This window comes from Streptomyces sp. NPDC006624, from assembly GCF_040611555.1.
Taxonomy (GTDB): domain Bacteria; phylum Actinomycetota; class Actinomycetes; order Streptomycetales; family Streptomycetaceae; genus Streptomyces.
This window is the reverse complement of record NZ_JBEXOM010000022.1, coordinates 21850-46374: the sequence shown is the minus strand read 5'-3', so window position 1 is coordinate 46374 and position 24525 is coordinate 21850. Positions and strand designations below refer to the sequence as shown.

Annotated in this window: 16 protein-coding genes; 10 read left to right on the top strand and 6 right to left on the bottom strand. The window is 73.2% G+C overall.

Going from position 1 to position 24525, the window contains the following annotated elements; translation table 11 throughout:
• The first annotated feature begins 6 nt into the window (after positions 1 to 6).
• The 3 genes from ABZY20_RS30785 (at position 7) to ABZY20_RS30775 (ending at position 5723) form a co-directional block, all read left to right on the top strand.
• On the top strand, positions 7 to 2247 hold the full coding sequence (locus ABZY20_RS30785) for a bifunctional glycosyltransferase family 2 protein/CDP-glycerol:glycerophosphate glycerophosphotransferase (protein ID WP_356445718.1): 2241 nt from the start codon (positions 7 to 9) through the stop codon (positions 2245 to 2247).
• Positions 2244 to 4085, top strand: a complete 1842-nt coding sequence (locus tag ABZY20_RS30780; protein WP_356445716.1) for a hypothetical protein — start codon at positions 2244 to 2246, stop codon at positions 4083 to 4085. Before ABZY20_RS30785 ends, ABZY20_RS30780 begins: the two co-directional genes overlap by 4 nt.
• A gap of 78 nt (positions 4086 to 4163) precedes the next feature.
• The gene (locus ABZY20_RS30775; protein ID WP_356445714.1) at positions 4164 to 5723 is read left to right on the top strand and encodes a hypothetical protein; all 1560 of its coding nucleotides are present in this window, start codon (positions 4164 to 4166) and stop codon (positions 5721 to 5723) included.
• Between the two features lie 12 nt (positions 5724 to 5735).
• On the opposite strand, the gene ABZY20_RS30770 is transcribed toward ABZY20_RS30775, so the two are convergent.
• Positions 5736 to 6149 (bottom strand): organic hydroperoxide resistance protein, encoded by a 414-nt coding sequence (locus tag ABZY20_RS30770; protein WP_356445712.1) that lies wholly within the window; start codon positions 6147 to 6149, stop codon positions 5736 to 5738.
• A 124-nt stretch (positions 6150 to 6273) separates the two neighbouring features.
• Between ABZY20_RS30770 and ABZY20_RS30765 the strand changes: the two genes are divergently transcribed.
• A complete protein-coding gene (locus ABZY20_RS30765) occupies positions 6274 to 6759 on the top strand; it encodes a MarR family transcriptional regulator (protein WP_356445710.1) in 486 nt (161 codons plus the stop codon).
• Here ABZY20_RS30765 and ABZY20_RS30760 read toward each other — a convergent pair.
• Positions 6692 to 8248 carry a glycosyltransferase family 39 protein gene (locus tag ABZY20_RS30760; protein ID WP_356445841.1) on the bottom strand — a complete coding sequence of 519 codons (1557 nt, stop codon included), beginning with the start codon at positions 8246 to 8248 and terminating at the stop codon, positions 6692 to 6694. The two genes, ABZY20_RS30765 and ABZY20_RS30760, sit on opposite strands and share 68 nt — an antisense overlap.
• A gap of 157 nt (positions 8249 to 8405) precedes the next feature.
• Between ABZY20_RS30760 and ABZY20_RS30755 the strand changes: the two genes are divergently transcribed.
• Together ABZY20_RS30755 and galE are read left to right on the top strand one after the other, a co-directional pair.
• Positions 8406 to 10085 carry a glycosyltransferase family 2 protein gene (locus ABZY20_RS30755; protein WP_356445708.1) on the top strand — a complete coding sequence of 560 codons (1680 nt, stop codon included), beginning with the start codon at positions 8406 to 8408 and terminating at the stop codon, positions 10083 to 10085.
• Positions 10086 to 10143: 58 nt separating this feature from the next.
• Positions 10144 to 11121, top strand: a complete 978-nt coding sequence (gene galE / locus ABZY20_RS30750) for a UDP-glucose 4-epimerase GalE (RefSeq protein WP_356445706.1) — start codon at positions 10144 to 10146, stop codon at positions 11119 to 11121.
• Positions 11122 to 11169: 48 nt separating this feature from the next.
• Here galE and ABZY20_RS30745 read toward each other — a convergent pair whose 3' ends face one another.
• Positions 11170 to 11796, bottom strand: coding sequence for a TetR/AcrR family transcriptional regulator (locus ABZY20_RS30745; RefSeq protein ID WP_356445704.1), 627 nt, complete (start codon positions 11794 to 11796; stop codon positions 11170 to 11172).
• A 231-nt stretch (positions 11797 to 12027) separates the two neighbouring features.
• Here ABZY20_RS30745 and ABZY20_RS30740 point away from each other — a divergent pair, with 231 nt between their 5' ends.
• From ABZY20_RS30740 to ABZY20_RS30725, 4 genes are all read left to right on the top strand, one after another.
• Positions 12028 to 12954 (top strand): ABC transporter permease, encoded by a 927-nt coding sequence (locus tag ABZY20_RS30740; protein ID WP_356445703.1) that lies wholly within the window; start codon positions 12028 to 12030, stop codon positions 12952 to 12954.
• Positions 12947 to 13777 carry an ABC transporter ATP-binding protein gene (locus ABZY20_RS30735; protein ID WP_356445701.1) on the top strand — a complete coding sequence of 277 codons (831 nt, stop codon included), beginning with the start codon at positions 12947 to 12949 and terminating at the stop codon, positions 13775 to 13777. Before ABZY20_RS30740 ends, ABZY20_RS30735 begins: the two co-directional genes overlap by 8 nt.
• A gap of 78 nt (positions 13778 to 13855) precedes the next feature.
• Positions 13856 to 16051, top strand: coding sequence for a CDP-glycerol glycerophosphotransferase family protein (locus ABZY20_RS30730; protein ID WP_356445699.1), 2196 nt, complete (start codon positions 13856 to 13858; stop codon positions 16049 to 16051).
• Positions 16048 to 17694: a glycosyltransferase family 2 protein gene (locus ABZY20_RS30725; protein WP_356445697.1), complete on the top strand. Its 1647-nt coding sequence runs from the start codon at positions 16048 to 16050 to the stop codon at positions 17692 to 17694. The genes ABZY20_RS30730 and ABZY20_RS30725 overlap by 4 nt, the downstream gene beginning before the upstream one ends.
• 78 nt (positions 17695 to 17772) lie before the next feature.
• On the opposite strand, the gene ABZY20_RS30720 is transcribed toward ABZY20_RS30725, so the two are convergent.
• The 3 genes from ABZY20_RS30720 to ABZY20_RS30710 form a co-directional block, all read right to left on the bottom strand.
• A complete protein-coding gene (locus ABZY20_RS30720) occupies positions 17773 to 22734 on the bottom strand; it encodes an NAD-glutamate dehydrogenase (protein ID WP_356445696.1) in 4962 nt (1653 codons plus the stop codon).
• 494 nt (positions 22735 to 23228) lie between these two features.
• Positions 23229 to 23894: an HAD hydrolase-like protein gene (locus tag ABZY20_RS30715; RefSeq protein ID WP_356445694.1), complete on the bottom strand. Its 666-nt coding sequence runs from the start codon at positions 23892 to 23894 to the stop codon at positions 23229 to 23231.
• A gap of 69 nt (positions 23895 to 23963) precedes the next feature.
• Positions 23964 to 24479: a hypothetical protein gene (locus tag ABZY20_RS30710; protein WP_356445692.1), complete on the bottom strand. Its 516-nt coding sequence runs from the start codon at positions 24477 to 24479 to the stop codon at positions 23964 to 23966.
• Between the last annotated feature and the right edge of the window lie 46 nt (positions 24480 to 24525).

Here is a 24525-nt window from a genome sequence, read left to right as displayed (position 1 = left end):
GAAGAAGTGCCCCGCTTCAGCATCATCGTCCCCGTCTACAACGTGCAGGGCTTCCTGTACGAGTGTCTCGACTCGGTGCTCGGACAGTCGTACCGCGACATCGAGGTGATCGCCGTGGACGACCGCTCGCCCGACGGCAGCGGCGCGATCCTCGACGAGTACGCCGCCCGCGACGCCCGGGTGCGGGTGCTGCACCTGCCGGAGAACGTCGGCCTGGGCCGGGCCCGCAACGCCGGTGTGGAGGAGGCCACCGGCGACTACGTCCTGTTCCTGGACAGCGACGACCACTACACGCCGGGCCTGCTGGCGGCCGTCGCCGCGCGGCTGGAGGCGACCGGCGACCCGGACATCCTGGTCTTCGACCATGTCCGCACCCACTGGTGGGGCCGGGGCGGGCGCAGCGAGGCGGCGGACCTGCTGGCCGCGGCGGGCCTGGACACCTTCTCCGTCCGGGAGAGCCCGCAGTACCTGAACCTGTTCCTGGTGGCCTGGAACAAGGCGTACCGCCGGTCCTTCTTCCAGGAGCACGGCCTGCGGTACGAGCCGGGGCTGTACGAGGACGCGCCGGTGACCTACCGGTCGATGGTGCTGGCCGGGCGGATCGCCTGCCTGGACCGGATCGGCGTGGAGTACCGGCAGCGCCGGCAGGGCGCCATCACCAAGACGCCCGGGCGGCGGCACTTCGAGATCTTCCCGCAGTACGAGGGGCTGTTCGCGTTCCTGGAGCAGCGCCCCGACCTGGACTGGGCGCGTCCGCTGCTGCTGGAGCGGGCGCTGGACCACATGCTGTTCGTGCTGGCCCGCGAGGACCGGGTACGGCCGGCCGACCGGGGTGACTTCTACCGCGAGATCCGCGCCTTCCACCGCCGGCACCTGTCCGAGGGCGGCTTCGCCGAGCCGGACGGCTGGCGGGGGGTGGAGATGCGGCTGCTGGCGGCGGCGCCCTACGCCTCGTACGCGATGGTGCGCGGGCTGCGCGACCTGCGGGCGTCCGCGCTGGCCGGGAAGCGGAAGGTGGCGAGTAAGGCCTCGGGCGGCGCCCTGCGCGCCTGGTACCGGACCCAGTCGAAGCGGCCGCTCGATCCGCACCTCGCCGTCTACTCGGCGACCCACCACCGGGGCGTGACCGGCGACCCGGCCGCGATCTACGAGAAGGCGCGCGAGATCGCCCCGCACATCCGGGGCGTGTGGGTGGTGCGGGAGGACGCGGTGGACCTGCTGCCGCCGGGCGTGGACCACGTGACGCCCGGCTCGCGGCGCTACCACGAGGTCATGGCACGGGCCACGTACTGGGTCAACAACGTCAACTGGCCCGGCACCCTCGCCAAGCGGCCGGGCAGCGTCCACATCCACACCCACCAGGGCACCCCGCTGAAGTACATGGGCGCGGACCTGCTGACCAAGCCGGGCGCCCGGCACGGCTTCGACGTGCCGCAGATGCTGCGCCGGGCCGATCGCTGGGACTACAGCCTGGTCGCCGGGCGGCACGCGGAGCTCGCCTGGGAGCGGGCCTACCCCTGCCACTTCACCTCGCTGCGCACCGGCAGCCCGCGCAACGACGTCCTGGTCGGCGCGGGGCCGGAGCGGGGCCGGCAGGTGCGGGAGCGGCTCGGCATCCCCGCCGGTCACACGGTCGTGCTGTACGCGCCGACCCGCCGCGACTACCGGCGCGGCGGCCACGTCGACCGTTTCGACCCGGCCCGCTTCGCCGAGGACCTCGGCCCTGGCCACACCCTGGTCGTCCGGCTGCACCCCTCGCTGGCCCAGGGCGTGGCCCGCGGGCTGGGGCTGTCCGACCTGCACCGGCGGGGCGTGGTGGTGGACGCGACGGACGAGCCGCACGTCGAGGAGGTGATGCTCGCCTCCGACGTGCTGGTCACCGACTACTCGGCCCTGATGTTCGACTACGTGCTGCTGGACCGGCCGGTCGTCGTCCACGCCGACGACTGGGGCGCGTTCGCGGCCAGCCGGGGCGCCTACTTCGACATCACCGCCGACGCGCCCGGGCACGTGTCGCGCTCCTACCGGGAGCTGGCCTGGCTGTTCGCCTCCGGCACCTGGCAGGACGCGGAGGCGGCCCGGCTGCGGTCCCGGTTCCGGGAGCGGTACTGCGAGTTCGAGGACGGGCGGGCCGCCGAGCGGGTGGTCCGGCTGCTGATGCTGGGCGAGCGGTCCGGCACACCGCTGCCCGCGGCCCGCCGGACCGACGGCGTGAGCCCCCGCACCGAGGTGCTGGTCGAGCGATGAGGACGCCCGCCGGCTCCGGAACCGTCCCCTCCGTGCCCGGTCAGCGGGCCGGCTCGGTGCGTCCCCCGGCCGCCGCCGAGCGGCTCGGTCCGGTGCACTGGTGGCACGCGGCCCTGGTCGCCGTGCCCGCCGCGGCCCTGTTCGTGCTGGGCTACCGGCGCCGCTGGATCTGCGACGACGGGCTCATCTACCTGCGCCCGGTCCGGCAGATCCTGGCGGGCAACGGGCCCGTGTTCAACGTCGGGGAGCGGGCGGAGAGTTCGACCGGCACCCTGTGGCAGTGGCTGCTGGCGCTGGCCACCTGGGTGACCGGCGAGGACCCGGCGTTCCTGGCGGTGGGGCTCGGACTGGTGCTGAGCACCGCCGGGTTCGGGCTCGCCCTGTACGCCACCTGCCGGCTGCACCGGAGCGCGGGGCTGCTGCTGCCCGGGGGCGTGTGCGTGCTGCTGGCCGTGCCGCCGTTCTGGTCGTACATGACCTCCGGTCTGGAGAGCGGTCTCGGCGCGTTCTGGACCGGGCTGTCGTGGTGGCTGCTGACGGGCACCCGGCGCGGCCAGGACGCCCGGGTGACGTACGCGGCTGCCCTGGTGTTCGGGCTGGGGCCGCTGGTCCGGCCCGATCTGGCGGTGGTCACGGGGTGCTTCCTGGCGGCGCAGTGGTGGGTGCTGCGGCCCTCGGGGCGGGGCACGGCGGCGATGCTGGGTTCGGCGGGGGCGCTGCCCCTCGCCTACGAGGTCTTCCGCGCCGGGTACTACGGGATCCTGGTGCCGCTGCCCGCCATCGCCAAGGAGGCGAGCGCCAGCGACTGGAGCCGGGGCGCCGGGTACGTGCAGGAGACGCTCGGGCCCTACTGGCTGTGGCCCGTCGTCCCCGTGCTGGGCGCGCTGGCCGTGCTGCTGGTGCGGCGCACGCGCGGGCAGCGGCGGGACCGCGTCCCGGGCCGCGCCTCCCTCGCGGTGCTGCTGGCGCCCTTCGCGGCGGGCCTGCTGCTCGCCGGGTACGTCGTCCGGGTCGGCGGCGACTACATGCACGCGCGCATGATCCTGCCCGCGCTCCTGCTGCTGCTCCTGCCGGTGCTGGTGGTCCCGGCGAACCGGTTCACCGGTGCGGCGAGCGCGCTGCTGGTGGTGTGGCTGTGCGCGGCGGTCAGTCCGCTGCGCACGCCGTTCGACGTGCGCAGCACGCCCGGCTCCTTCAACGTGCGCAGTTCCGACGTGGAGGGCCTCGGCGACCACAACCCGGTGCGCACCGCCACCTGGGTGGACAACTGGCCCGCCCTGCCGGAGGGCCGCCGCATGCTGGCCGAGGCCGCCCGGTCGCCCCGGCCGACGCTGCTGTACTTCGACGGGGAGCGGCGGCTGCACGCGACGCCGATGCGCGCGGACTCCCCGTACCACGTGGTGATCGTGGGTCGCCATCTCGGCGTCACGGGGGCCGCCGCGCCGCTCGACGCCTACGTCAACGACGCCTGGGGGCTGGCCAGCCCGATCGGCGCGCATCTGACGCTGGAGCGGTGGAGCTGGCCCGGGCACGAGAAGTTCCTGCGCAACCACTGGGTCTTCGCGGAGTGGGCGGCCGACCGTCCACCGGCGCGCGACCTGCGGCGTGCCGGGGCCTCGCAAGAGACGGTCGGGGCGGCCCGGGCGGCGCTGGGCTGCGGGCGGCTCGCCGAGCTGAGGGAGTCGGTGCGCGCGCCGCTCACCGCCGAGCGGTTCTGGCGGAACCTCACCGGGGCCTACCAGCGGACGCAGTTCCGGTTCGCCCGCTGGCCGGCGGCGGCGGAGCAGGCGCTGTGCGACGGCCGGTCGGCAGGTGGGCGAAGCGGCCTCACCCGATGAAGTGACGCCGGGTCAGGGGGTGCGGACGGGCGGGAACATTCGGCGCATGCCCCACACCCTCGCCCTTCCCCCCGTCCTGTGAGCGCCCCGAACGTCGTCCGGCGGACGGTGCGCGGCGCGACCGCGCTGCGCGGCGGCCGGTACGGGCGGCCGACTCCGTACCAGGTCTTCGGCGCGCTGTTCTGGCTGGTGATGACGCTGGCGTACTGGCGTGTCCCGCTGTGCTGCGACGCCGGGCAGCACGCGGCGGTCGTCGAGCGCCTCAAGGCGGATCTGCTCCACCCGGCGCACAGCATGGCGGACCTGCCGGGCGAGGGCAGCCCGTACTACGGGCCGTACGCGGTGGCGCAGGGCGCGCTGGCGCGGCTGACGGGGCTGAGCGGCTGGGAGGTCGTGAAGCTCGCCGGCCCGGTGCACCTGGTGGTGCTGCTGGCGGGGCTCGGCCGTTTCGTCCGGACGATCTCCCCGCGCCCGTGGGCGCCGGTGTGGGCCCTGGTCTTCATGACGCTGCTGTGGGGCACCACACGGATCCTGTGGAGCGGCTACCTCGGGCTGATGCCGATGACGGTCAACCTGGGGTATCCGTCCGCGCTCGCCATCGGCCTGACGTTCTGGGCGTGGGCCTGGACGGGCAGGCGCGCGCACGACGACACCACGTCGGTCAGGTTCGTCGGCCCGAGCGGCCTGGGCGGCTGGTGGGGGTACGCCGGGATCGGCGCGCTGTACGCGCTGATCCTGCTGACCCACCCGGTCACGGCGGCCGCGGCGCTGACGGGTGCGGTGGCGGTGGTGGCGTCCCGGCAGCGCGGCTGGCGCCGGGGGGTGGCGGCGCGCTGGGCGCTCGCCGGGGCGGTGGGCACGGCGGTGGCGCTGGCGTGGCCGTACTACGACGTCTGGGAGCTGGTCGGCGACACCGGGCTGGACGCGATGCACCGGCAACTGTACGAGCGGTTGTTCGCCAACTCCTGGCTGGCGCTGCCGGGCCTGCCCGCGCTGTGGGTGCGGGCACGCCGGTCGGCGCGCGATCCGCTGGTGCTGATGTTCCTGCTGGAGTGCCTGCTGCTGGCGTACGGCTGGGTGAGCGGGCACTACACCTACGCCCGGGTGCTGTGGGCGGTCCTGGTGCCGCTGCAGTTCGCCCTGGCGGTGGAGCTGGCGGCGCCCCGGCCCTGGAAGCGGGCCCGGCGGGTGCTGGGCGGGGTGGCGGCGGCGGGGGTGTGCGCCGGGTTCGTCACCGTGCACGCCGGGGCGGTCGTGCCGCGCTCGGTCGATCCGGTGGGGTTCGCACAGCCGACGCGCTGGCCGTCGTACGACTGGGCGGCGCGGCACATCGGGCCGGGCGAGGTGGTGATCACCGACGGGTATCTCGCGAGTCACGCGATCGCCGGGTACGGGCCGAACCTCGCGGCGCCCATCTGGCCCGACCCCGCCCTGGACGAGCGGGAGCGGCAGCGCCGGGCGGCCGACGTCCGGGCCTATCTCGCCCCCGGGTCGACCCGCGCCGAGCGTGCCGCCGTCGTCCGCCGCTACCACGTGCGCTGGCTGCTGCTGACGCGCTGGCACCCGGTGCCCGAGGAGGCGGTGGTGGTGGCGTGGAGCAGACGGACGGGGGAGGTGCTGGCGCGGGTCGGGGGGTGAGGCGCGGGGCGGTTACTCGATGACGAGGTCGACGTCGATGTTGCCGCGGGTGGCGTTGGAGTACGGGCAGACCTGGTGGGCCTGGTCGACGAGCTTGCGGCCGGTCGCCTCGTCCACGCTGTCGGGGAGCTCCACGCGGAGGGTGACGGCGAGCCCGAAGCCCTCACCCTGCTTGCCGATGGAGACCTCGGCGGTGACGGCGGCGTCGCTGACGTCGACCTTGGCCTGGCGGCCGACGAGGCCGAGGGCGCTGCCGAAGCAGGCCGCGTAGCCGGCGGCGAAGAGCTGCTCGGGGTTGGTGCCCTGGCCGTTGCCGCCCAGCGCCTGCGGCATCCCCAGCGCCAGGTCCAGCACGCCGTCGGAGCTGACGGTGCGGCCCTCGCGGCCGTGGGTGGCGGTGGCGACAGCGGTGTAGAGCGCGTCCATGAAAATCCTTCCCTCTCACATGTCACGGTGCGGCGGCCCGCTTCCGGGCCGCCCGACAGCCATGATTAAAGCACGCAATTAAGTTGTGCGCAATTGAATGGTGGGCCCGAGCTACCCTGGACGCATGAACACGCCGGACGACGACTGGCTCCGCCTGGACCAGCAGATCTGCTTCTCCCTGCACGCGGCCTCGCGCGCCTTCAACGGCGTCTACCGCGGGATCCTCAAGGACCTGGGGCTCACCTACCCGCAGTACCTGGTGATGCTGGTGCTGTGGGAGCACGGCGAGCTGCCCGTCAAGAAGCTCGGGGAGCATCTGCGCCTGGACTCCGGCACGCTGTCGCCGCTGCTGAAGCGGCTGGAGGCGGCGGGTCTGGTGACCCGGGAGCGCAGTGCCCGCGACGAGCGGTCGGTGGAGGTGCGGCTCACGCAGGAGGGCCGTGCGCTGCGGCGGCGGGCGGTCGAGGTGCCGCGCCGGATCGCCTCCTCGACCGGCTTCGACGCCGCGGAGATCCGCGCCCTGCGCGCCCGCCTGGACGAACTCACCTCCGCGCTGGACGCCGCCGCCCTCGCGGACGCCCCGGGCGGTCCGGCAGCCGGGCCGTCGTAGCGGATCCGGGCGGCACGCCGGCCGGGTCCGCAGGCACACCGGCAGGGCTCCGCCGGACGTGGAGGCGCAGCACGACCCCGTCCCGCATGTGTTCCTCCCGGACGGTGAAGTCGGCCGCCAGAACGGCGAGCTTGGCCCGTTCGACGGGGTCAGGCGGCGACCAGCGCGGGTCCAGCACGGACGTCTCGGCGACGACCCAGACGCGGTCCACCGAGGCGAGCCGCCGCCGCAGCTCCGCCGGGGTCGCCTCACGGCCCCACAGCGTCCCGGAGCGGGGCGCGGACTCCCGCAGCGCGATGTCCCGCACCCGCCGGAACCCCTTCGGGTAGGCCAGCGCGGCGAGCCTGCCGACCGACGGCACGAACAGCACCGGGTCGCCGGGGCGCATCTGGCGGACGGCGAGCGCGGAGACCACGGCGAGGTTGTCCGGGCGGTGCGCGGCCGCACGGTCCTGGCGGTGGACGGGCAGCTGGTGCAGGAAGGCCGCGGTGAGGGCGAGGGCGCCGGTGACGCCCAGCAGGGCGCGCGCCTGCCGGCCGCCGACCCGCATCCGCCGCCCGTCGAACCGCACCCGCCCCAGCGCCCCGGCCACCCGCCCGGCTCCCGCGGCGACCAGCAGCGAAGCGCCCGCCAGCGCGTACAGCACGTACCGGTCGTGGTAGAGCGGCCGGGCCTGCGACACGGTCAGCAGGATCGCCGGGGGCACGAGCAGCAGCGGAGCCGCGACCGCCGCAAGCCGCCGCTGCCGGAGCCCGGCGGCCATCAGCAGCAGGGACACCCAGAACACCACCCCGGTCCGGCCGGGCACGACGTTCCGCGCCAGCCGCTCGACCCTGTCCCACCCGGGCTCCACCAGCCACGCCACCTGCCCGGACTGCCCCTGCGACACCCACACCATCGGCAGCAGGAGCGCCACCGCGGCCCCCGCCGCCCGGCCCCAGCGGGACCACACCCGGCGGGGCACCCGCATCAGCGCCAGCGTCGCCGCGTGCGCGCAGAGCACCAGCACGGCCAGCTCGTGCAGCACACAGGTCACCGCGACGACCGCCCCGTACGGCCACCAGGTCCGCCTCCCCGCCCCCTCCACGGCCTTCACGAGCAGCAGCGTCGCCGCCGCCGCACCGGCCGCGACGAGCGCGTAGGAGCGCCCCTCCTGGGCGTAGTGGCCGGTCATCGGGGTGATCGCGTAGAGGAGGCCCGCCCACAGCCCGACCCGCGGGCCCGCCAGGCGGACGCCGAGGGCGGCGACCAGGCCGGCGGTGGCCGTCGCCGCGCACACCGACGGCAGGCGCAGGACGACCTCGTCCGGGTGGACCGTCAGGACGGCGTGCATGAGCAGGTAGTACAGGCCGTGCACCGCGTCCACGTCGTGCAGCAGCCGCCAGATCTGCGGGACCGTGCGCTGCGCGACCTGGAAGGTGACGCTCTCGTCGCCCCACATGCCGCCGCGGTCCAGGCCCCACAGGCCGAGCGCGAGCATCACCGCCATCGGGACCACCACGGGCGCCGCGCCCGTGCCGAACCGGCCGCTCCCCCTCGACTGTCCGATCGTCACGGCCCGATTCTGCGCCGTAGGGTCCGTATTGATGGCATTTAGTGGTGTGTTATCACTTTCATGTCATTCGCCCGGCTTACGATCCCTCGTGATGCATGCGGAGAGAGACGCCGAGAGGGACACCGGCAGGAGCGGGACCGGCCCGCCGGCCGGTGTCGCCGTCGTGGTCATCGGCTACGACGACGCCGCCCATGTCACCGGCGCCGTGCGCTCGGCGCTCGCCCAGGGCCCGGCCGTGCGGGAGGTCGTGGCCGTCGACGACTGCTCGGCCGACGGCAGCGCCGCGCTGCTGGACCGGCTCGCCGCGACGGAGCCCCGGCTGAGGGTGATCCGCCGCCGGGTCAACAGCGGCGGCTGCGGCACCCCGCGCAACACCGGGCTCGACGCGGTGACCTCGCCGTACGTGATGTTCCTGGACAGCGACGACGTCCTGCCGCCCGGCGCGGTCGACGCGCTCCTCGACGCGGCGACGGGGGCGCACGCGGAGGTCGTGAGCGGTCTGTGCGTACGCCGGGAGCTGCCCTCGGGGCGCGAGGTGCCCTGGCAGCCGCGCCTGTACGCGCTGCACGCCGCGGTACCGCACCCCGCCCGCCGCCCCCGCCTGGTCCACGACACGCTGTGCGTCAACAAGCTGTACCGCACCGCCTTCCTGCGCGAGCACGGCATCCGCTTCCCCGAGGGCCGCTTCCCGTATGAGGACGTCGTCTTCACCGCGCGCGTGCTGGCCGCCGCCCCGCGCGTGGCCCTGATCCCGGACCGGGTCTACGTCTGGCACGTGCGGCGGTCGGCCGAGCGGCTGTCGATCTCCCTGGACCGGGCCGGCGTCGCCAACTGGCGGGCCCGCACCGAGGCCTGCCGGCAGGCGTACGAGATCCTGCTGGGCGCCGGGCAGAAGGAACTCGCGCGGGCCGCACGCGCCAAGTTCCTCGACCACGACCTGCGGATGTACCTGCGCGAGCTGGGGTTGCGTGACGCCGCGTACCGGCGCGCGTGGTGGGAACTGGCGCGGGCGCACCTCGCGGAGTACGACGCGGACGACTGGGCCCGCAATCCCGCCGCCCCCGGCCGGCTGGCCGGACGGGTCGTGCTGGCGTCCCCGGAGCCGCGCGACCTGCCGCGGCTGCGGGAGCTGGCGGCCCGCCCGGCCCGTCTGTACCCGCCGTACGCCCGTGCCGCCGACGGCACGCCCGTCTGGGCGGCCGACCTCCCCCAGGTCTCCCTGGAACCCCTGCTGACCGCCCCGGTGCGCGCGCTGCCGCTCGCCGTCGACGCCGGGCTCCGGCCGCGCGCCCGCGGCGGGACCCGGCTCCGGCTGCGCCTGCACGAGCTGTACGGACGCGTGGCGCAGGCGGGTCCTGAGACGGTGCAGACGCAGTGGGTGCACCGGGACGACGGCGGTGTGGTCGCGGGCGGCAGCGCGGCGCTGGTGCCGGGTGCCCCCGCCGCCGGGACCGCCGGGCCGGAGGGGGCCGCCGGCACCTGGTCGGCCGAGGCCGCCGTCGACCTGGCCGCCCTGGCGGCGGCCGGGGCGGGGACCTGGGACCTGCGGCTGCGCATCCGCTTCCGGGACGGCGTGAGCCGGGACGTCACCGCGCACGCGCTCACGGGCGCCGGTCTGCTGCGCCGTCGCGCCGTCCCGAGCGCCCGGCACGGCGTGGTACTCGTACAGCCGTACGCCACACACTCCGGCGCGCTGGCGCTGCGCCTCGCACCCGGCGCGGGCGGCGTGCTGTCGGTCGTACGCGGACGGCTGCGCCGGCTGCTTCACTGAGATCCGCGTCAGACGCGCACCACCACGGACGAACGCACGAACGAGGGGACGGCCGCACATGACCTGGTTGATCACCGGCGGCGCCGGTTACATCGGCGCCCACGTCGTACGGGCGATGACCGCTGCGGGGGAACAGGCGGTGGTGTACGACGACCTGTCCACCGGTATCGCCGAGCGCGTGCCCGACGGGGTGCCGCTGGTGGTGGGCTCGACGCTGGACGCCGGGCGGCTCGCGCGCGCCCTCGCGGACCACGAGGTCACCGGCGTCGTCCATCTCGCGGCGAAGAAGCAGGTCGGCGAGTCGGTCGAGCAGCCGCTGCGCTACTACCGGGAGAACGTCGAGGGCCTGCGGACCCTGCTGGAGGCGGTGACGGCGGCGCAGGTGCCCTCCTTCGTCTTCTCGTCCTCGGCGGCGGTGTACGGCATGCCGGACGTGGACCTGGTCACCGAGGAGACGCCCTGCGTGCCGATGTCGCCGTACGGCGAGACCAAGCTGGCCGGTGAGTGGCTGGTGCGGGCGACGGGCCGGGCCACGGGGCTGTCGACCGCGTCCCTGCGCTACTTCAACGTGGCGGGCGCGGCGGCCCCCGAGCTGGCGGACACCGGCGTGTGCAACCTCGTCCCCATGGTCTTCGAGAAGCTCACGGAGAACGCCCCGCCGCGCATCTTCGGCGACGACTACCCGACCCCGGACGGCACCTGCGTACGCGACTACATCCACGTCGTCGACCTGGCCGAGGCCCATGTGGCGGCCGCCCGGGTGCTGCGCTCCTCCCCCGGCCGGGACCTCACGCTCAACATCGGGCGGGGCGAGGGCGTCTCCGTGCGGGAGATGATCGACCGCATCACCGCGGCCACCGGCCACGATCTGGCGCCCACGGTCGCCCCCCGCCGCCCCGGCGACCCGGCCCGGGTCGTCGCCTCGGCGGACCGGGCCGCGAGCGAACTGGGCTGGAAGGCCCGGCACGACGTCCAGGACATGATCACCTCGGCGTGGGAGGGCTGGGTGCGGCTGCACCCGCAGGCCCGCCCTTGACCGGACGGCCCCTGACCGGCGCCGCGTCTCCGCCCGGCGGGCCCGGTCCTACAGCGCCCGCAGCCCTTCCGCCGTGGCCCGGGCCAGCGCGTCCAGGTAGCCCTTCGGGGGCCTCGGGCTGCGGATCACCACCGAGCGCCAGTACAGCGGGCCGGAGATCAGGTCCAGGGCCAGGTCGCGGTCGAGGCCCTCGCGCAGCTCACCGCGGCGTTCGGCCGCCGTCACGATGCCGGTGGCGACCCCGTCCTGCCCCTCCCGCAGGGCCTTGCGCAGCGCCTCGGCGATGTCCGGGTTGCGGGCCGCCTCGGCCTGGAGGTCGGGGATGACCTGTGAGGCGACGGGGTGGCGCAGGGCGCGGGACGTCACCTCGTAGAGCAGCCGCAGGTCGCCCTCCAGGGAGCCGGTGTCCGGCACGGGCAGGCCCTGTACGGCCAGAGCCGACACGATGTCCAGGACCAGGTGCAGCTTGGAGCGCCAGCGGCGGTACACCGCCGTCTTGCCCACCCCCGCCCGGCGCGCGATCCCCTCGATGGACATCCGCGCGTAGCCGACGGCCGCGAGCTCCTCGAAGACCGCCGCCCGGATCGCCTCCGTCACGTCCTCGCGCAGCACGGCCGCCCCCGCGGGGGCCCGGCGGCGCCGGGGCTGCTGGGGCCCGTCGGGCTTCGTCGTCATGCCGACAGCATAGGGCGGGACGACGGAACGGTTGCGTCCCGACGTCCGCCCGTCGTACGCTCGCGTTGCGACGATACGGTCCCGTCCCGACGTAAGAGGACCGTGTGAAGCCGTGAGGAATCCGGTGAGAGCAGGACTCCGGTGAGAGCCGCCGCCTGCCGGCCTGCCGCCCCCTCTTCCCGGCCCCCGGTCCCACACCCCACCCCCCTCCCCCGAACGAAAGCAGCGGATGTGAGCCAGGTCCTCGACACACCGCCCCAGATCCCGGCCCCGGTCCCGGTCCCGGCCGGTCCCGACCTCGCGGCCCTCGCCGCCCGCCACGGCCTCTCGGTCAGCGGCGCCCGGCCCTCCCTGCCCGCGTACGTCCGGCAGCTGTGGGCCCGCCGGCACTTCATCACCGCGTTCGCCACCGCCAAGCTCACCGCCCAGTACAGCCAGGCCAAGCTCGGCCAGGTCTGGCAGGTGATGACCCCGCTGCTGAACGCGGCGGTCTACTACTTCATCTTCGGCGTGCTGCTCGGCACCAAGCACGGCGTGCCGGACTACGTCCCGTTCCTGGTGACGGGCGTGTTCGTGTGGACGTTCACGCAGAGCTCGATCATGGCGGGCACCCGCGCGATATCCGGCAACCTCGGCCTCGTCCGGGCCCTGCACTTCCCGCGCGCCGCGCTGCCGCTGTCGTTCTGCCTGCAGCAGCTCCAGCAGCTGCTGTTCTCCATGGCGGCCCTGGTCGTGATCCTGCTCTGCTTCGGGGTGCCGGTCGGGGTGTCCTGGCTGCTGGCGGTGCCGGCGCTGTTCCTGCAGTTCGCGTTCAACGCGGGTGTCTCGCTGGTCATGGCCCGGATGGGCGCCAGGACCCCCGACATCGCCCAGCTGATGCCGTTCGTGCTGCGCACCTGGATGTACGTCTCGGGTGTCATGTGGAGCATCGACCAGCTGGCGGACAAGGACCGGCTGCCCCGCGCGGTGACGCTGCTGCTGGAGACCAACCCGGCCGCCGTCTACATCGACCTGATGCGCTTCGCCCTGATCGACAGCTTCCACGCGGACCGGCTGCCCTCCCACGTGTGGGCGATCGCCGTGGGATGGGCGCTGGTCGCCGGGGTCGGCGGCTTCATCTACTTCTGGAAGGCTGAGGAGACGTACGGCCGTGGCTGAGCACCCGAGCGAGAAGATCCCCACCGTCGTCGCCGACGGCGTCGACATCGTCTACCGCGTCAACGGCACCGGCGCCGGACGCGGCTCCGCGACCGCCGCCCTCAACCGCATGCTGCGCCGCAAGCAGACCGAGAAGGCGGCGGGCGTGCGCCGGGTGCACGCCGTGAAGAACGTGTCGTTCGTCGCCTGCAAGGGCGAGGCGATCGGCCTGATCGGCACCAACGGCTCCGGCAAGTCGACCCTGCTCAAGGCCGTCGCCGGGCTCCTGCCCGTGGAGAACGGCCACATCTACACCGACGGCCAGCCCTCCCTGCTCGGCGTCAACGCGGCCCTGATGAACGACCTGACCGGCGAGCGCAACGTGCACCTCGGCGGCCTGGCCATGGGCATGTCCCGCGAGCAGATCAAGGACCGCTACCAGGAGATCGTCGACTTCTCGGGCATCAACGAGAAGGGCGACTTCATCACCCTGCCGATGCGGACGTACTCCTCGGGCATGGCCGCGCGGCTGCGGTTCTCCATCGCCGCCGCCAAGGACCACGACGTGCTGCTCATCGACGAGGCGCTGGCCACCGGCGACCGCTCCTTCCAGAAGCGCTCCGAACAGCGCATCCGCGAGCTGCGCAAGCACGCCGGCACGGTCTTCCTGGTGAGCCACAACAACAAGTCGATCCGCGACACCTGCGACCGCGTGCTGTGGCTGGAGCGCGGCGAGCTGCTCATGGACGGCCCGACCGAGGAGGTCCTCAAGGAGTACGAGGCGTTCACCGGGGACAAGTCGGCGAAGCCCAAGCCGAAGCCCAAGGCCGCCGTTCCCTCGTGAGGCGCAGCCCGGCCGGTCCTTTCGCCGCATCGGTGCCACCATGACCGCATAGGCGTGTCTGGTGAGGAGGAGTCCGTGATGGCCGAACTCAGCGTCATCGTGCACGGGCCGAACGTGCAGGACCATCTGACCGAACTCCTCGACTCCCTCGCCGCGCACCCCCTGCCGGACGCCGAGGTGATCGTGGCGGCGGTCGGCGACTGGGCCCGGGAGACGGCCGAGCGGCACGCCCCGGACGTCCAGGTGCTGCCGCTGCCGGACGGCACGGGCGACGCGGCGGCCCGGGCGGCAGGCGCGGCCCGGGCCGGCGGACGCTGGCTGCACTTCGTGCACGCCAAGGACGGCCTGCCCGCCGGCACCCCGCGCACCATCGCCGAGCGGGTGGCCGGGCTCCCGCCCGAGGTGGACGTCCTGCTGACGGACCACCTGCGCAGCACCTGGCACACCTCGGGCCTGCCCTCCCCGGACGGCCCCCTGCTCGCCCGGGCGGGCCGCGCCGACCTCGCCCTCGACGACTGCGCGCCCCTGCTGCGCCTGACCCCGCTGCTCGGCACCCGGGTCCTGCGCGCGGACTTCTGGCGGGCGCACGAACAGCGGCTGACCACCGACGACGAGCCGTACGCGGCCCTGGCCGTCCTGCTGCTCGCCGACCGCGTCGCCTGCCTGCCGCATGTCGGCTACGAGGACCGCAGGCTGCGCCCCGCGAGCCTGCCCCCGGTCACCGCCGAGCAGCGCTACGGCCTCGTCGCGCGCTACGAGTCCCTCCTCGACCTCACCCGCGACCGCCGCTCCGCCCACACCGTGCTCTACGAGGTCATGGTCCGCGACTGCCTGCGCACCTTCGCCCGCGGCGGCATGGAGGAGGACGTCGCCCGGGAGTTCTTCCGCCGGGCGTCCCTCGCCGCCCTGCGCCGCCGCCCCGAGGGCCACCGCCGCCCCGGCGGCCTGGAAGGGGTCCGCCGCTCCCTGCTGGAGGAGGGCGCCTACGGCAAGTACCGGGCGTTCCAGGCCGTCAACCGCACCCGCCGCACGGCCAGGTCGGCCGTCCGGACCCGCAGGCGCCAGGTGGGCGCCAAGCTCCGCGACCACCAGTACCGCAGGGCGCTCGGCCGCCCGGTCGACCCGCACCTCGCCGTGTTCTCGGCGTACTGGAACCGCGGCGTGGCCTGCAACCCCGCCGCGATCGCCGCGAAGCTCGCCGAACTCGCCCCGGGGATCCACGCGGTGTGGGTGGTGTCCGAGCAGAACGCGGCCCTCCTCCCGCCGGGCACCGACCACGTCGTGCCCGGCACGCGCCGCTACTGGGAGACGCTGGCCACCGCCAAGTACCTCGTCAACAACGTCAACTTCCCCAACGCGGTCGTCAAGCGCCCGGACGCGGTCCACGTCCAGACCCACCACGGCACCCCGCTCAAGCGCATGGGCATCGACCAGATGGCGTTCCCCGCGGCCGCCCAGGGCCTGGACTTCCAGGCGCTGCTGGAGCGCATCGACAAGTGGGACTTCAGCGTCTCCGCCAACAGCCACACCACCCGCATGTGGGAACGCGCCTACCCCTCGCGCTACGTCTCGCTGGACTACGGCTATCCGCGCAACGACGTCTACTACACGGCCGGAGCCGCGGACGTCCGCGCGGTGCGCGACCGCCTCGGCATCGCCCCGGGCCACCGCGCCGTCCTCTACGCGCCGACCCACCGCGACTACGAGGCGGGCTGGACGCCCCGCCTGGACCTCGCCACCCTCGCCGACCGGCTGGGCGAGGGCACGGTGCTGCTCGTGCGCGGCCACTACTTCTACGGCGGCGCGGCCTCGCCCCTGACGCACCTGCGCCGCACGGGCCGGATCATCGACGTCTCCTCCTACGAACCGGTCGAGGAGCTGTGCCTGGCGGCGGACGCGCTGGTCACGGACTACTCCTCGATCATGTTCGACTACGCCAACCTCGACCGCCCGATCGTGATCCACGCCGACGACTGGGAGACCTACCGCACCACCCGGGGCGTGTACTTCGACCTGATGGCCGAGGCCCCGGGCCCGGTGGCCCGCACCCAGCAGGAGCTGACGGAGATCCTCGCCGGCGACGCCTGGCACGACGACAACGCGGCGAAGACCCGGGCCGTCTTCCGCCGCCGGTTCTGCGAGTACGACGACGGCCGCGCCGCCGAACGCGTCGTACGGCGCGTCTTCCTCGGCCAGGACGGGCCGGACCTGCCGCCGGTGCTGCCGATCGAGGAACGCACCCCGGCCCCCACCCCGCGGGAGGCGACCGCATGAGCACACCCGACGTCACCGTGACGGTCATCGTCTACAACGACGCCGAACGCCTCACCCGCGCGGTCGACTCGGTCCGCCGGCAGACCCACGCCGGCCTCGAGATCATCATCAGCGACGACCACTCCACGGACGCCACCCCGGCGGTGGCACGGCGGCTGGCGGCCGAGGACCCCCGCATCCGCCACCTGCGCCTGGAACGCAACAGCGGCGGCTGCAGCGCCCCGCGCAACCGCGCCCTGGAGATCGCCCGGGCGCCGTTGCTGATGTTCCTCGACAGCGACGACGAACTCCCGGACAACGCCGTCGAACTGCTGCTCGCCGCGCACCGCGAACGCGAGATCGACTTCGCCATGGGCGCGGTGCAGCGGATCCGCGTCGACAACGGCCGGCGCTCGACGTGGATGCCGCACCTGGTCGCCGAACGCCGCACCCTGGAGGGCATCGAGGCCGACCCCCGGCTGCTCTTCGAGCACCTGTCGACCAGCAAGATGTACGCCCGGGCCTTCCTCGACCGGCACGACCTGCGCTTCCCCGAGGGCATCCACTACGAGGACCAGTTGTTCTCGGTGCGGGCGTACTGCCTGGCCAAGGCGTTCACGATCATCCCGGAGCCGGTCTACCGCTGGTACGTGGCGCCCTTCGCCGCCTCCGACGCGGCCTCGATATCCAACCAGCGGCACAAGCTCGCCAACGTCCGCGACCGGATCCACGTCCAGCACCTCATCGACAGGTTCCTCGCCGAGAGCGGGCACGAGTCGCTGCGCGAGGACAAGGACCACAAGTTCCTCAAGCACGACTTCCGCATGTACGCCGGTGACCTGCCCTACCGGGACGAGGAGTGGCTGACGGCCTTCGCGGACCTCGTCACCCCCTACCTCGACACCCTCACCCCGGGCGCGTTCGCCCGCCTGCCCCGCGCGGAACGCGTGGTCCTCCAGCTGATCCGCGACCGCCGCCTCGCCGAGGCCGGGACGGCGGCCCGCGGCCTGGGCCACGGGGTGGCACCCCGGCAGGTGACGACGGACGAGGAGGGCCGCACGTACTGGGGCGACCGGATCCCCCCCACCGCCTGGTCCCGCCGCGAACTCGACCTCTCGGATCTGGAGCTGGACACCCGCCCCTTCCCCGCCGCCCAGTTCCGCCACGAGATCACGGAGATCACCCGGGGCCCGGGCGCCTCCGTCGACCTCACGATCCGCACGTACGACCCCGCGCTGCGCCTCCCCGTCGGCCCCCAGCGCGCGACCCTGCTGATCGCCCCCGGCGGCCGCCGCCTGCACGTCGCCTTCCGGCTCTCCCCGGTCGGCCCCGGCCTGTTCGAGGGCCACGCCCATCTGGACCTCGCGGCCGCCTCCCTCCCGTTCCAGGGCTTCGCGGGCATCCGCCACCCCCTGCTCCGCCTGCACCACCGGGGCCTGACCAACACCGGCCTGCTCCTGGCCCCGCTGGTCTTCCCCGCCCTGACCGCCCGCGTACCCCACCACCGGCTGACCGTGGAACCGGAGGGCCACGGACCGGGCCGGCTGCAGGTGCGCTGGGAGCCGGTCGGAGTCACGGCGAAGGTCATCCGCCCGATGGTCCGCAGGGTGGCGAGACCGCGCGTGAAGCGGGCGGCACGCCTGCTCGCGAGCGCGCTGAAGTGAGCCGCCTCGGCGGACGGCCATGACGGAACGCCCCGGGCCGGTCCGCACCGGCCCGGGGCGTTCAGGACGCCGTGCCCGCTACGAGTGCGTGCGCAGCAGCGTCCTCATCGTGCGCATCGCCACCGACAGGTTGGCGAGGTCGAACGCGTCGGAGCCCTGGATCTCCTCCAGCGTCGTACGGGCGCGGCCGAGGATCGCGGCGTTCTTCTGCTCCCAGGCCTTGTAGCGCTGCTCCGGCGTCGAGCTGCCGTTGCCGACCGCCAGGACGTCGGCGGTCAGCGCCGCGTGCGCCGCGTACAGGTCCTCGCGGATCGCCGCGCGGGCCATGGACTGCCAGCGGTCGGAGCGGGGCAGCTCGATGATGCGGTCCATGAGCTGGGTGATGCGCAGCCGGTCGGCGAGGTCGTAGTACACCTCGGCGACCTCCATCGGATCCCGGCCCATCCGGTCGGCGATCGAGACGATGTCCAGCGTGGGGAAGGCGGAGGAGAACCCGGCCACGCGCGTGGCCAGGTCGTCCGGGACCCCGGCGCCCGACAGCTCGTCGAAGATCTTCTGGTACCACTCCAGGTCGGCGCCGCGCAGCAGCTTCGGCAGCTGGCCCCAGACCTGCTCGACCCGGTCGGCGAAGAAGTCGATCGTCTCGGCGAGCTGGAGCGGCTGCGGCCGGTTGTTGAGCAGCCAGCGCGTGCCGCGCTCCACCAGGCGGCGGGAGTGCAGCCGGATCCGGGTCTGGACCTCGGCCTCGACCTTGTTGTCGAGCGCCTCGACGCCGTCCCACACCGGTGACTGGCGGAAGATCGCCCGGGCCGCGGTCTGCGCCCGCACGATCTCCTCCAGCGACGCCCCGGTCTCCTCGCGCAGCCGGTGCAGATACGTCGTGCCGCCCGTGTTCACCGTGTCGTTGACCAGCACGGTCGTGGTGATCTCACGGCGCAGCGGGTGGCTGACGAGGTGCTCGGGGAACTGCTCGCGCAACTCGGTCGGGAAGTACGCCTGCAGCAGCGTGCTCAGGTACGGGTCGTCCGGCAGCGAGGTGTGCAGCAGCTCCTCGGCGACCGTGATCTTCGTGTACGCCAGCAGCACGGCCGTCTCCGGGCCGGTCAGGCCCTGGCCCTGCGCGAGGCGTTCGCGAATCTGCCGGTCGGTGGGCAGGAACTCCAGCGCCCGGTCGAGGTCGCCCTCCCTGACCAGGTGCTTCATGAAGCGCTGCTGGGCGTGGAGCATGGCGCTGGACTGGGCGAGGGCGTTGGCGATCGCGGTGTTCTGCGCGTAGTTGTTGCGCAGCACCAGGCGGCCGACCTCGTCGGTCATCTCGGCGAGCAGCTTGTTGCGCTGCTTGACGGTCATGTCGCCCTCGGTGACCAGCCCGTTGAGCAGGATCTTGATGTTCACCTCGTGGTCGGAGGTGTCCACGCCCGCGCTGTTGTCGATGGCGTCGGTGTTGATCCGGCCGCCGTGCAGCGCGAACTCGATCCGGCCGAGCTGGGTCAGGCCCAGGTTGCCGCCCTCGCCGACGACCTTGACGCGCAGGTCCTTGCCGTCGACGCGGATGGCGTCGTTGGCCTTGTCGCCGACGTCCGCGTTGGACTCGGCCGAGGACTTGACGTACGTGCCGATGCCGCCGTTCCACAGCAGGTCCACCGGGGCGTGCAGGATCGCCTTCATCAGGTCGGCCGGGGTCAGCTTGGTGACCTTGGCCTCGATGCCGAGGGCCTCGCGGATGTGGGCGTTGACCGGGATGGCCTTGGCCGTGCGCGGGAAGACGCCGCCGCCGGGCGACAGCAGCTCCTTGTCGTAGTCCTCCCAGCTGGAGCGGGGCAGCTCGAACAGCCGGCGGCGCTCGGCGTAGGAGGTCGCGGCGTCCGGGTTCGGGTCGATGAAGATGTGCCGGTGGTCGAAGGCGGCCACCAGCCGGATGTGCTCGGAGAGCAGCATGCCGTTGCCGAACACGTCGCCGGACATGTCGCCGATGCCGACGACCGTGAAGTCCTCGGTCTGGGTGTCCACGCCCAGCTCGCGGAAGTGCCGCTTGACGGACTCCCAGGCGCCGCGGGCGGTGATGCCCATGCCCTTGTGGTCGTAGCCGGCGGAGCCGCCGGAGGCGAAGGCGTCACCGAGCCAGAAGTTGTACTTCTCGGCGACCTCGTTGGCGATGTCGGAGAAGGTCGCGGTGCCCTTGTCGGCGGCGACCACGAGGTAGGTGTCGTCCTCGTCGTGCCGGACCACGTCCGCCGGGGGGACGACCTCGCCCGCCACCATGTTGTCGGTGATGTCGAGCAGCGCCGAGATGAACGTCTTGTACGACGCCACGCCCTCGGCCAGCCACGCGTCCCGGTCCACGGACGGGTCCGGGAGCTGCTTGGCGACGAAGCCGCCCTTGGCGCCGACCGGCACGATGACGGTGTTCTTCACCATCTGCGCCTTGACCAGGCCGAGGATCTCGGTGCGGAAGTCCTCACGCCGGTCGGACCAGCGCAGACCGCCGCGCGCGACCTTGCCGAAGCGCAGGTGCACGCCCTCGACCCGCGGCGAGTACACCCAGATCTCGAACGCCGGGCGGGGCGCCGGCAGGTCCGGGATGGCCTGCGGGTCGAACTTCATGGAGACGTAGTCGTGCGGCTCGCCGCCGTCCGCCTCCTGGAAGAAGTTGGTCCGCAGCGTCGCCTTGATGACGGTGAGGAAGGACCGGAGGATCCGGTCCTCGTCGAGCGAGGCCACCTGGTCGAGGGCCGCGTCGACCTCCTCCAGCAGGGCGTCCACGATCTCGTGCCCGGCCCGCTGCCGGTCGGGCGACATCCGCGCCTCGAACAGGGAGACGAGCAGGCGGGTGGTGTGGACGTTGTTGCGGAGGGTGTCCTCCATGTAGTCCTGGCTGAACGTCGACGCGGCCTGGCGCAGGTACTTCGCGTACGCGCGCAGCACCATCGCCTGCCGCCAGGTCAGCCCGGCGCTCAGCACGAGGGCGTTGAAGCCGTCGTTCTCCGCCTTGCCGGTCCAGGTGGCCGCGAAGGCGTCCTGGAACCGCTCGCGGGCGTCGTCGCCGAAGTAGTCCGCGCCGCCGCCCTGCGGGCGGGGGATGCGCAGGCCGAAGTCGTAGATCCAGGCCACGCTGCGGTCGGTGCAGCGCAGCTCGTAGGGCCGCTCGTCGACGACCTCGACGCCGAGCCGGTTGAGGACCGGCAGCACCGCGGACAGCGAGATCGCGTCACCCGTGCGGTAGATCTTGAAGCGGCGCTCCTCGGGGGCGGCGCCCACCGGCTCGTAGAGGCTGAGCGCGAAGTCCGTGCCCTCCTCGGCCTTCAGCTGCTCCAGGTGGACGAGGTCGGCGACCGCGGCGCGCGGGTTGTGGTCGGCCTTGTAGCCCTCGGGGAAGGCGTGCGCGTAGCGGCGCATCAGTTCCGCCGCTCGCTCCTCGCCCAGCTCGGCGTTGAGCGCCTCGGCGAAGGAGTCCTCCCAGGAGCGGGCGGCCTCGACCAGCCGGGCCTCGATGCGCTCCTTGTCGGAGTCGGACAGCTGCGGCAGCTCGGTGCCCTGCGGGACGCGGACCACGAAGTGCAGCCGGGACAGGATCGACTCGGTGTTCCAGGCCGTGAAGTCGACGCTGATGCCGCCGAGCTCCTCCTTGAGGATCTCGATGATCCGCAGGCGGACGGCCGTGGTGTAGCGGTCGCGCGGGAGGTAGACGAGGGCGGAGTAGTAGCGCCCGTACTCGTCCTGGCGCAGGTAGAGCCTGAGCCGGCGGCGCTCCTGGAGGTACAGCACGGACGTGACGATGGCGCGCAGCTCGTCGACCGGGGTCTGGAACAGCTCGTCGCGCGGGTACGTCTCGAGGATCTGCAGCAGGTCGCGCCCGTCGTGGCTGTTGGGCGAGAAGCCGGCCTGTTCGAGGACCTCCTCGACCTTGCGCCGGATGACCGGCACGCGGCGCACCGACTCGGTGTACGCGGCCGAGGAGAACAGTCCGAGGAAGCGCCGCTCGCCGATGACGTTGCCGTCCGCGTCGAACTTCTTGACCCCGATGTAGTCCAGGTACGACGGCCGGTGCACGGTCGACCTGCTGTTCGCCTTGGTCAGCACCAGCAGCTTGTGCTCGCGCGCCTTGGCCCGGGCGTCGGCGGGCAGCCGCTCGAAGGACGGGCTGACCGGGTGGCTCTCCTGGTCCGAGTGGTGCGGGTCCGCGCGCAGTATGCCCAGACCGGTGCCGGGCACGGCGGCCAGCGAGTCGTCGTCGCGCAGCTGGTACTCGCGGTAGCCGAGGAACGTGAAGTGGTCGTCGGCCAGCCAGCGCAGCAGCTCGCGGGCCTCCTCGACCTGCGGTCCGGGCAGGTCGTCGGGGATGGGCTCGTCCGGCAGGCCCTCGGCCAGCCGGAGCGCCGCGTCCCGCATCTTGCTCCAGTCCTCGACGGCCTCACGGGCGTCTGAGAGCACGCGCAGCAGGTCGGCGGTGATCTGCTTCAGGTCGGCCCGGTCGGTCTCGCGGTCGATCTCGACGTGGATCCAGGACTCGACGTGCGCGTCGTGCGGGAGGTCGCCGATGCCGGTCGTCGGCGTGGGCAGCACCTCGATGAGCTTGCCGGTGACATCGCGCCGCACGACGAACTGCGGGTGGATGACGACGTGGATCCCGCGGCCCTGCCGCGTCAGCTCGTTGGTGACGGAGTCGACGAGGAAGGGCATGTCGTCCGTGACGACCTCGACGACGGAGTGGCTGCAGGTCCAGCCGTTCTCCTCCACGGTGGGGGTGTGGACCCGCACGTTGGCCGTGCCCTGGGGGCGGTTCTCGGCCAGCCGGTAGTGGGATACGGCGGCTCCGAAGACGTCGACCGGGTCGCGGTCGGTGAGGTCCTCCGGGGCCGTGTGCAGGTAGTAGCGCTGGAGGAACGAGAGCAGGGACTCGCGGTCCGGGGCTTCGGGGGCGTCCGGGGTCTCCTCGCCCGTCGACCCGGTCGGTAGGTGCCCCCCGACCGGGCCGTTCTCAGCTACCCGGGCGGCCCTCTCGAGCAACTCGGCCTTGGCTTCGTCCAGCTTGGTCTGCATTGTCCTCTGGCTCCTGTCGCGCGCCGTTGCGTGACGTAGAAGGAAGTACGGCCTCTGCGCTTACGACGTCACGTCGTGTCACGGGGTATCCGGTCTGTTCCGACGCTATGCCGCAAGGTGAGAAAAGCGGGGGTGTCTGAGCCATTCTTGAGCTGTGCCACCGGTGTGACGCTGCTCTCGGCGACGCCTGGGTCCGGGTGGTGCTCGGCGTCCAGGGAGTTCTCGATGCCCCGTCCCGCCCGCGAGGACCAGCGATTGCCGCCCGGACACGGATGTCGTCCGTGCTCTCCGGGCGCAGGGCAGGGACGACGGCGTCCCCGCGAACTATCGCGCTGATCACGCCACTAAGGCTATCGCTCCTTACAGGGGCTCCGTCATGAGCCGTATGTGTACAAAACCAGCCCTCGAAGTTTGACGTTCTGCACAGTGTCGCTACGGGCGGGGACGGTCCGGAGGCATCCGGCCGTCCCCGGCGGCCACACCAGGAGCGGTCACTACGCCGCGAGCCGCTCGGCCTCGGCGACGGCCTCCTCCAGCGTGTCCACGACCGGCACTCCCACCGCCTCCAGGCTCGCCCGGCTGTGCGAGCCGCCGGTGTACAGCACCGCCCGCGCCCCCACGTGCAGGGCGGCCACCGCGTCGTCGGCGGCGTCCCCGATCACCACCGTGCGCTCCGGCGCCACCCCGCTGAGGGACCCCAGGTGCCGCACCATGTGCTCGGCCTTGCTGCCGCCCGACGGGCCGGTGCGCCCGTCCACCCGTATGAAGTGCGGCTCGATCCCGAACCCGCGCACCAAGGGCACCAGCTCCTCGTGCACGTACATGCTCAGGATCGACTGGCTGCGACCCGACGACCGCCAGCCGGAGAGCAGCTCCACGGCCCCCGACGTGAGCTCGCAGGTGGTCCGGTGCTCCGCGTAGTACCGATGGAAGATGTCGTCCATCAGCTCCCACTCGGCCTCGGTGGGCAGCCGCCCCATGAGGCGCTCGTAGAACTTCGGCACCGGCACGCAGTACAGCTCCCGGTACTTCTCCAGCGTCAGCGCCTCGAGCCCCAGCTCGGCGAACGCCGCGTTCGTCGCCCCGATGATCGCGTCGATGTCATGGAACAGCGTGCCGTTCCAGTCCCAGACAATGTGCGCGCCCGTCTTCGTCCCCATGCACCAAAACGTACCCGGCCCCACTGACAATCAAGAGGACGGCGCCTCAACGCGCCCCCTGCGGGACGCTCAGTCCCCGCGGCCCACCAGGTTCGGGATCTCCTGCGTGGCGTACCACAGCAGTTCGTGGTCCTCGGCCCCGTCCACCACGAACTGGGCGTCGTCGTCCCCGCCGTCCGCCGCCGGCAGCGCGTCGGCCGCGGCCGTCACGTCGGCCTCCGCGTCCACCGCGTCCACGTGCACGGACGCGGCCTTGGACAGCGCCACGGCGCCCGAGACCCGGACCTCGCCCAGCGCCGCCGGGTCGAGTCCGCGGTCGGGGTCCGCGCTCGCGGCCCGGTCGGGCACGTCCACGGCGACCACGACCCGGCGCCGCGGCGCCTGCGGATCGGCCGCGAGCAGCCGCAGCGAGGCGAGGGCGGCCCGGCTCAGCGCCGCGTACTCCAGTTCCTCGGTGTCCTCGGAGAGGTACCACTCGCGCAGCCCGGGCGTCACGGCGTACGCGACGAACGGCCCGGCGCCCAGTTCCCCCGTCTTGTACGCCTCGGCGAGACCGGGGAGGGTCAGGGGCACGTAGACACGCATGGGCTGGCCGCTTTCGTGGTCGTCTCGTGGTCGGAGGGCTCCGGAG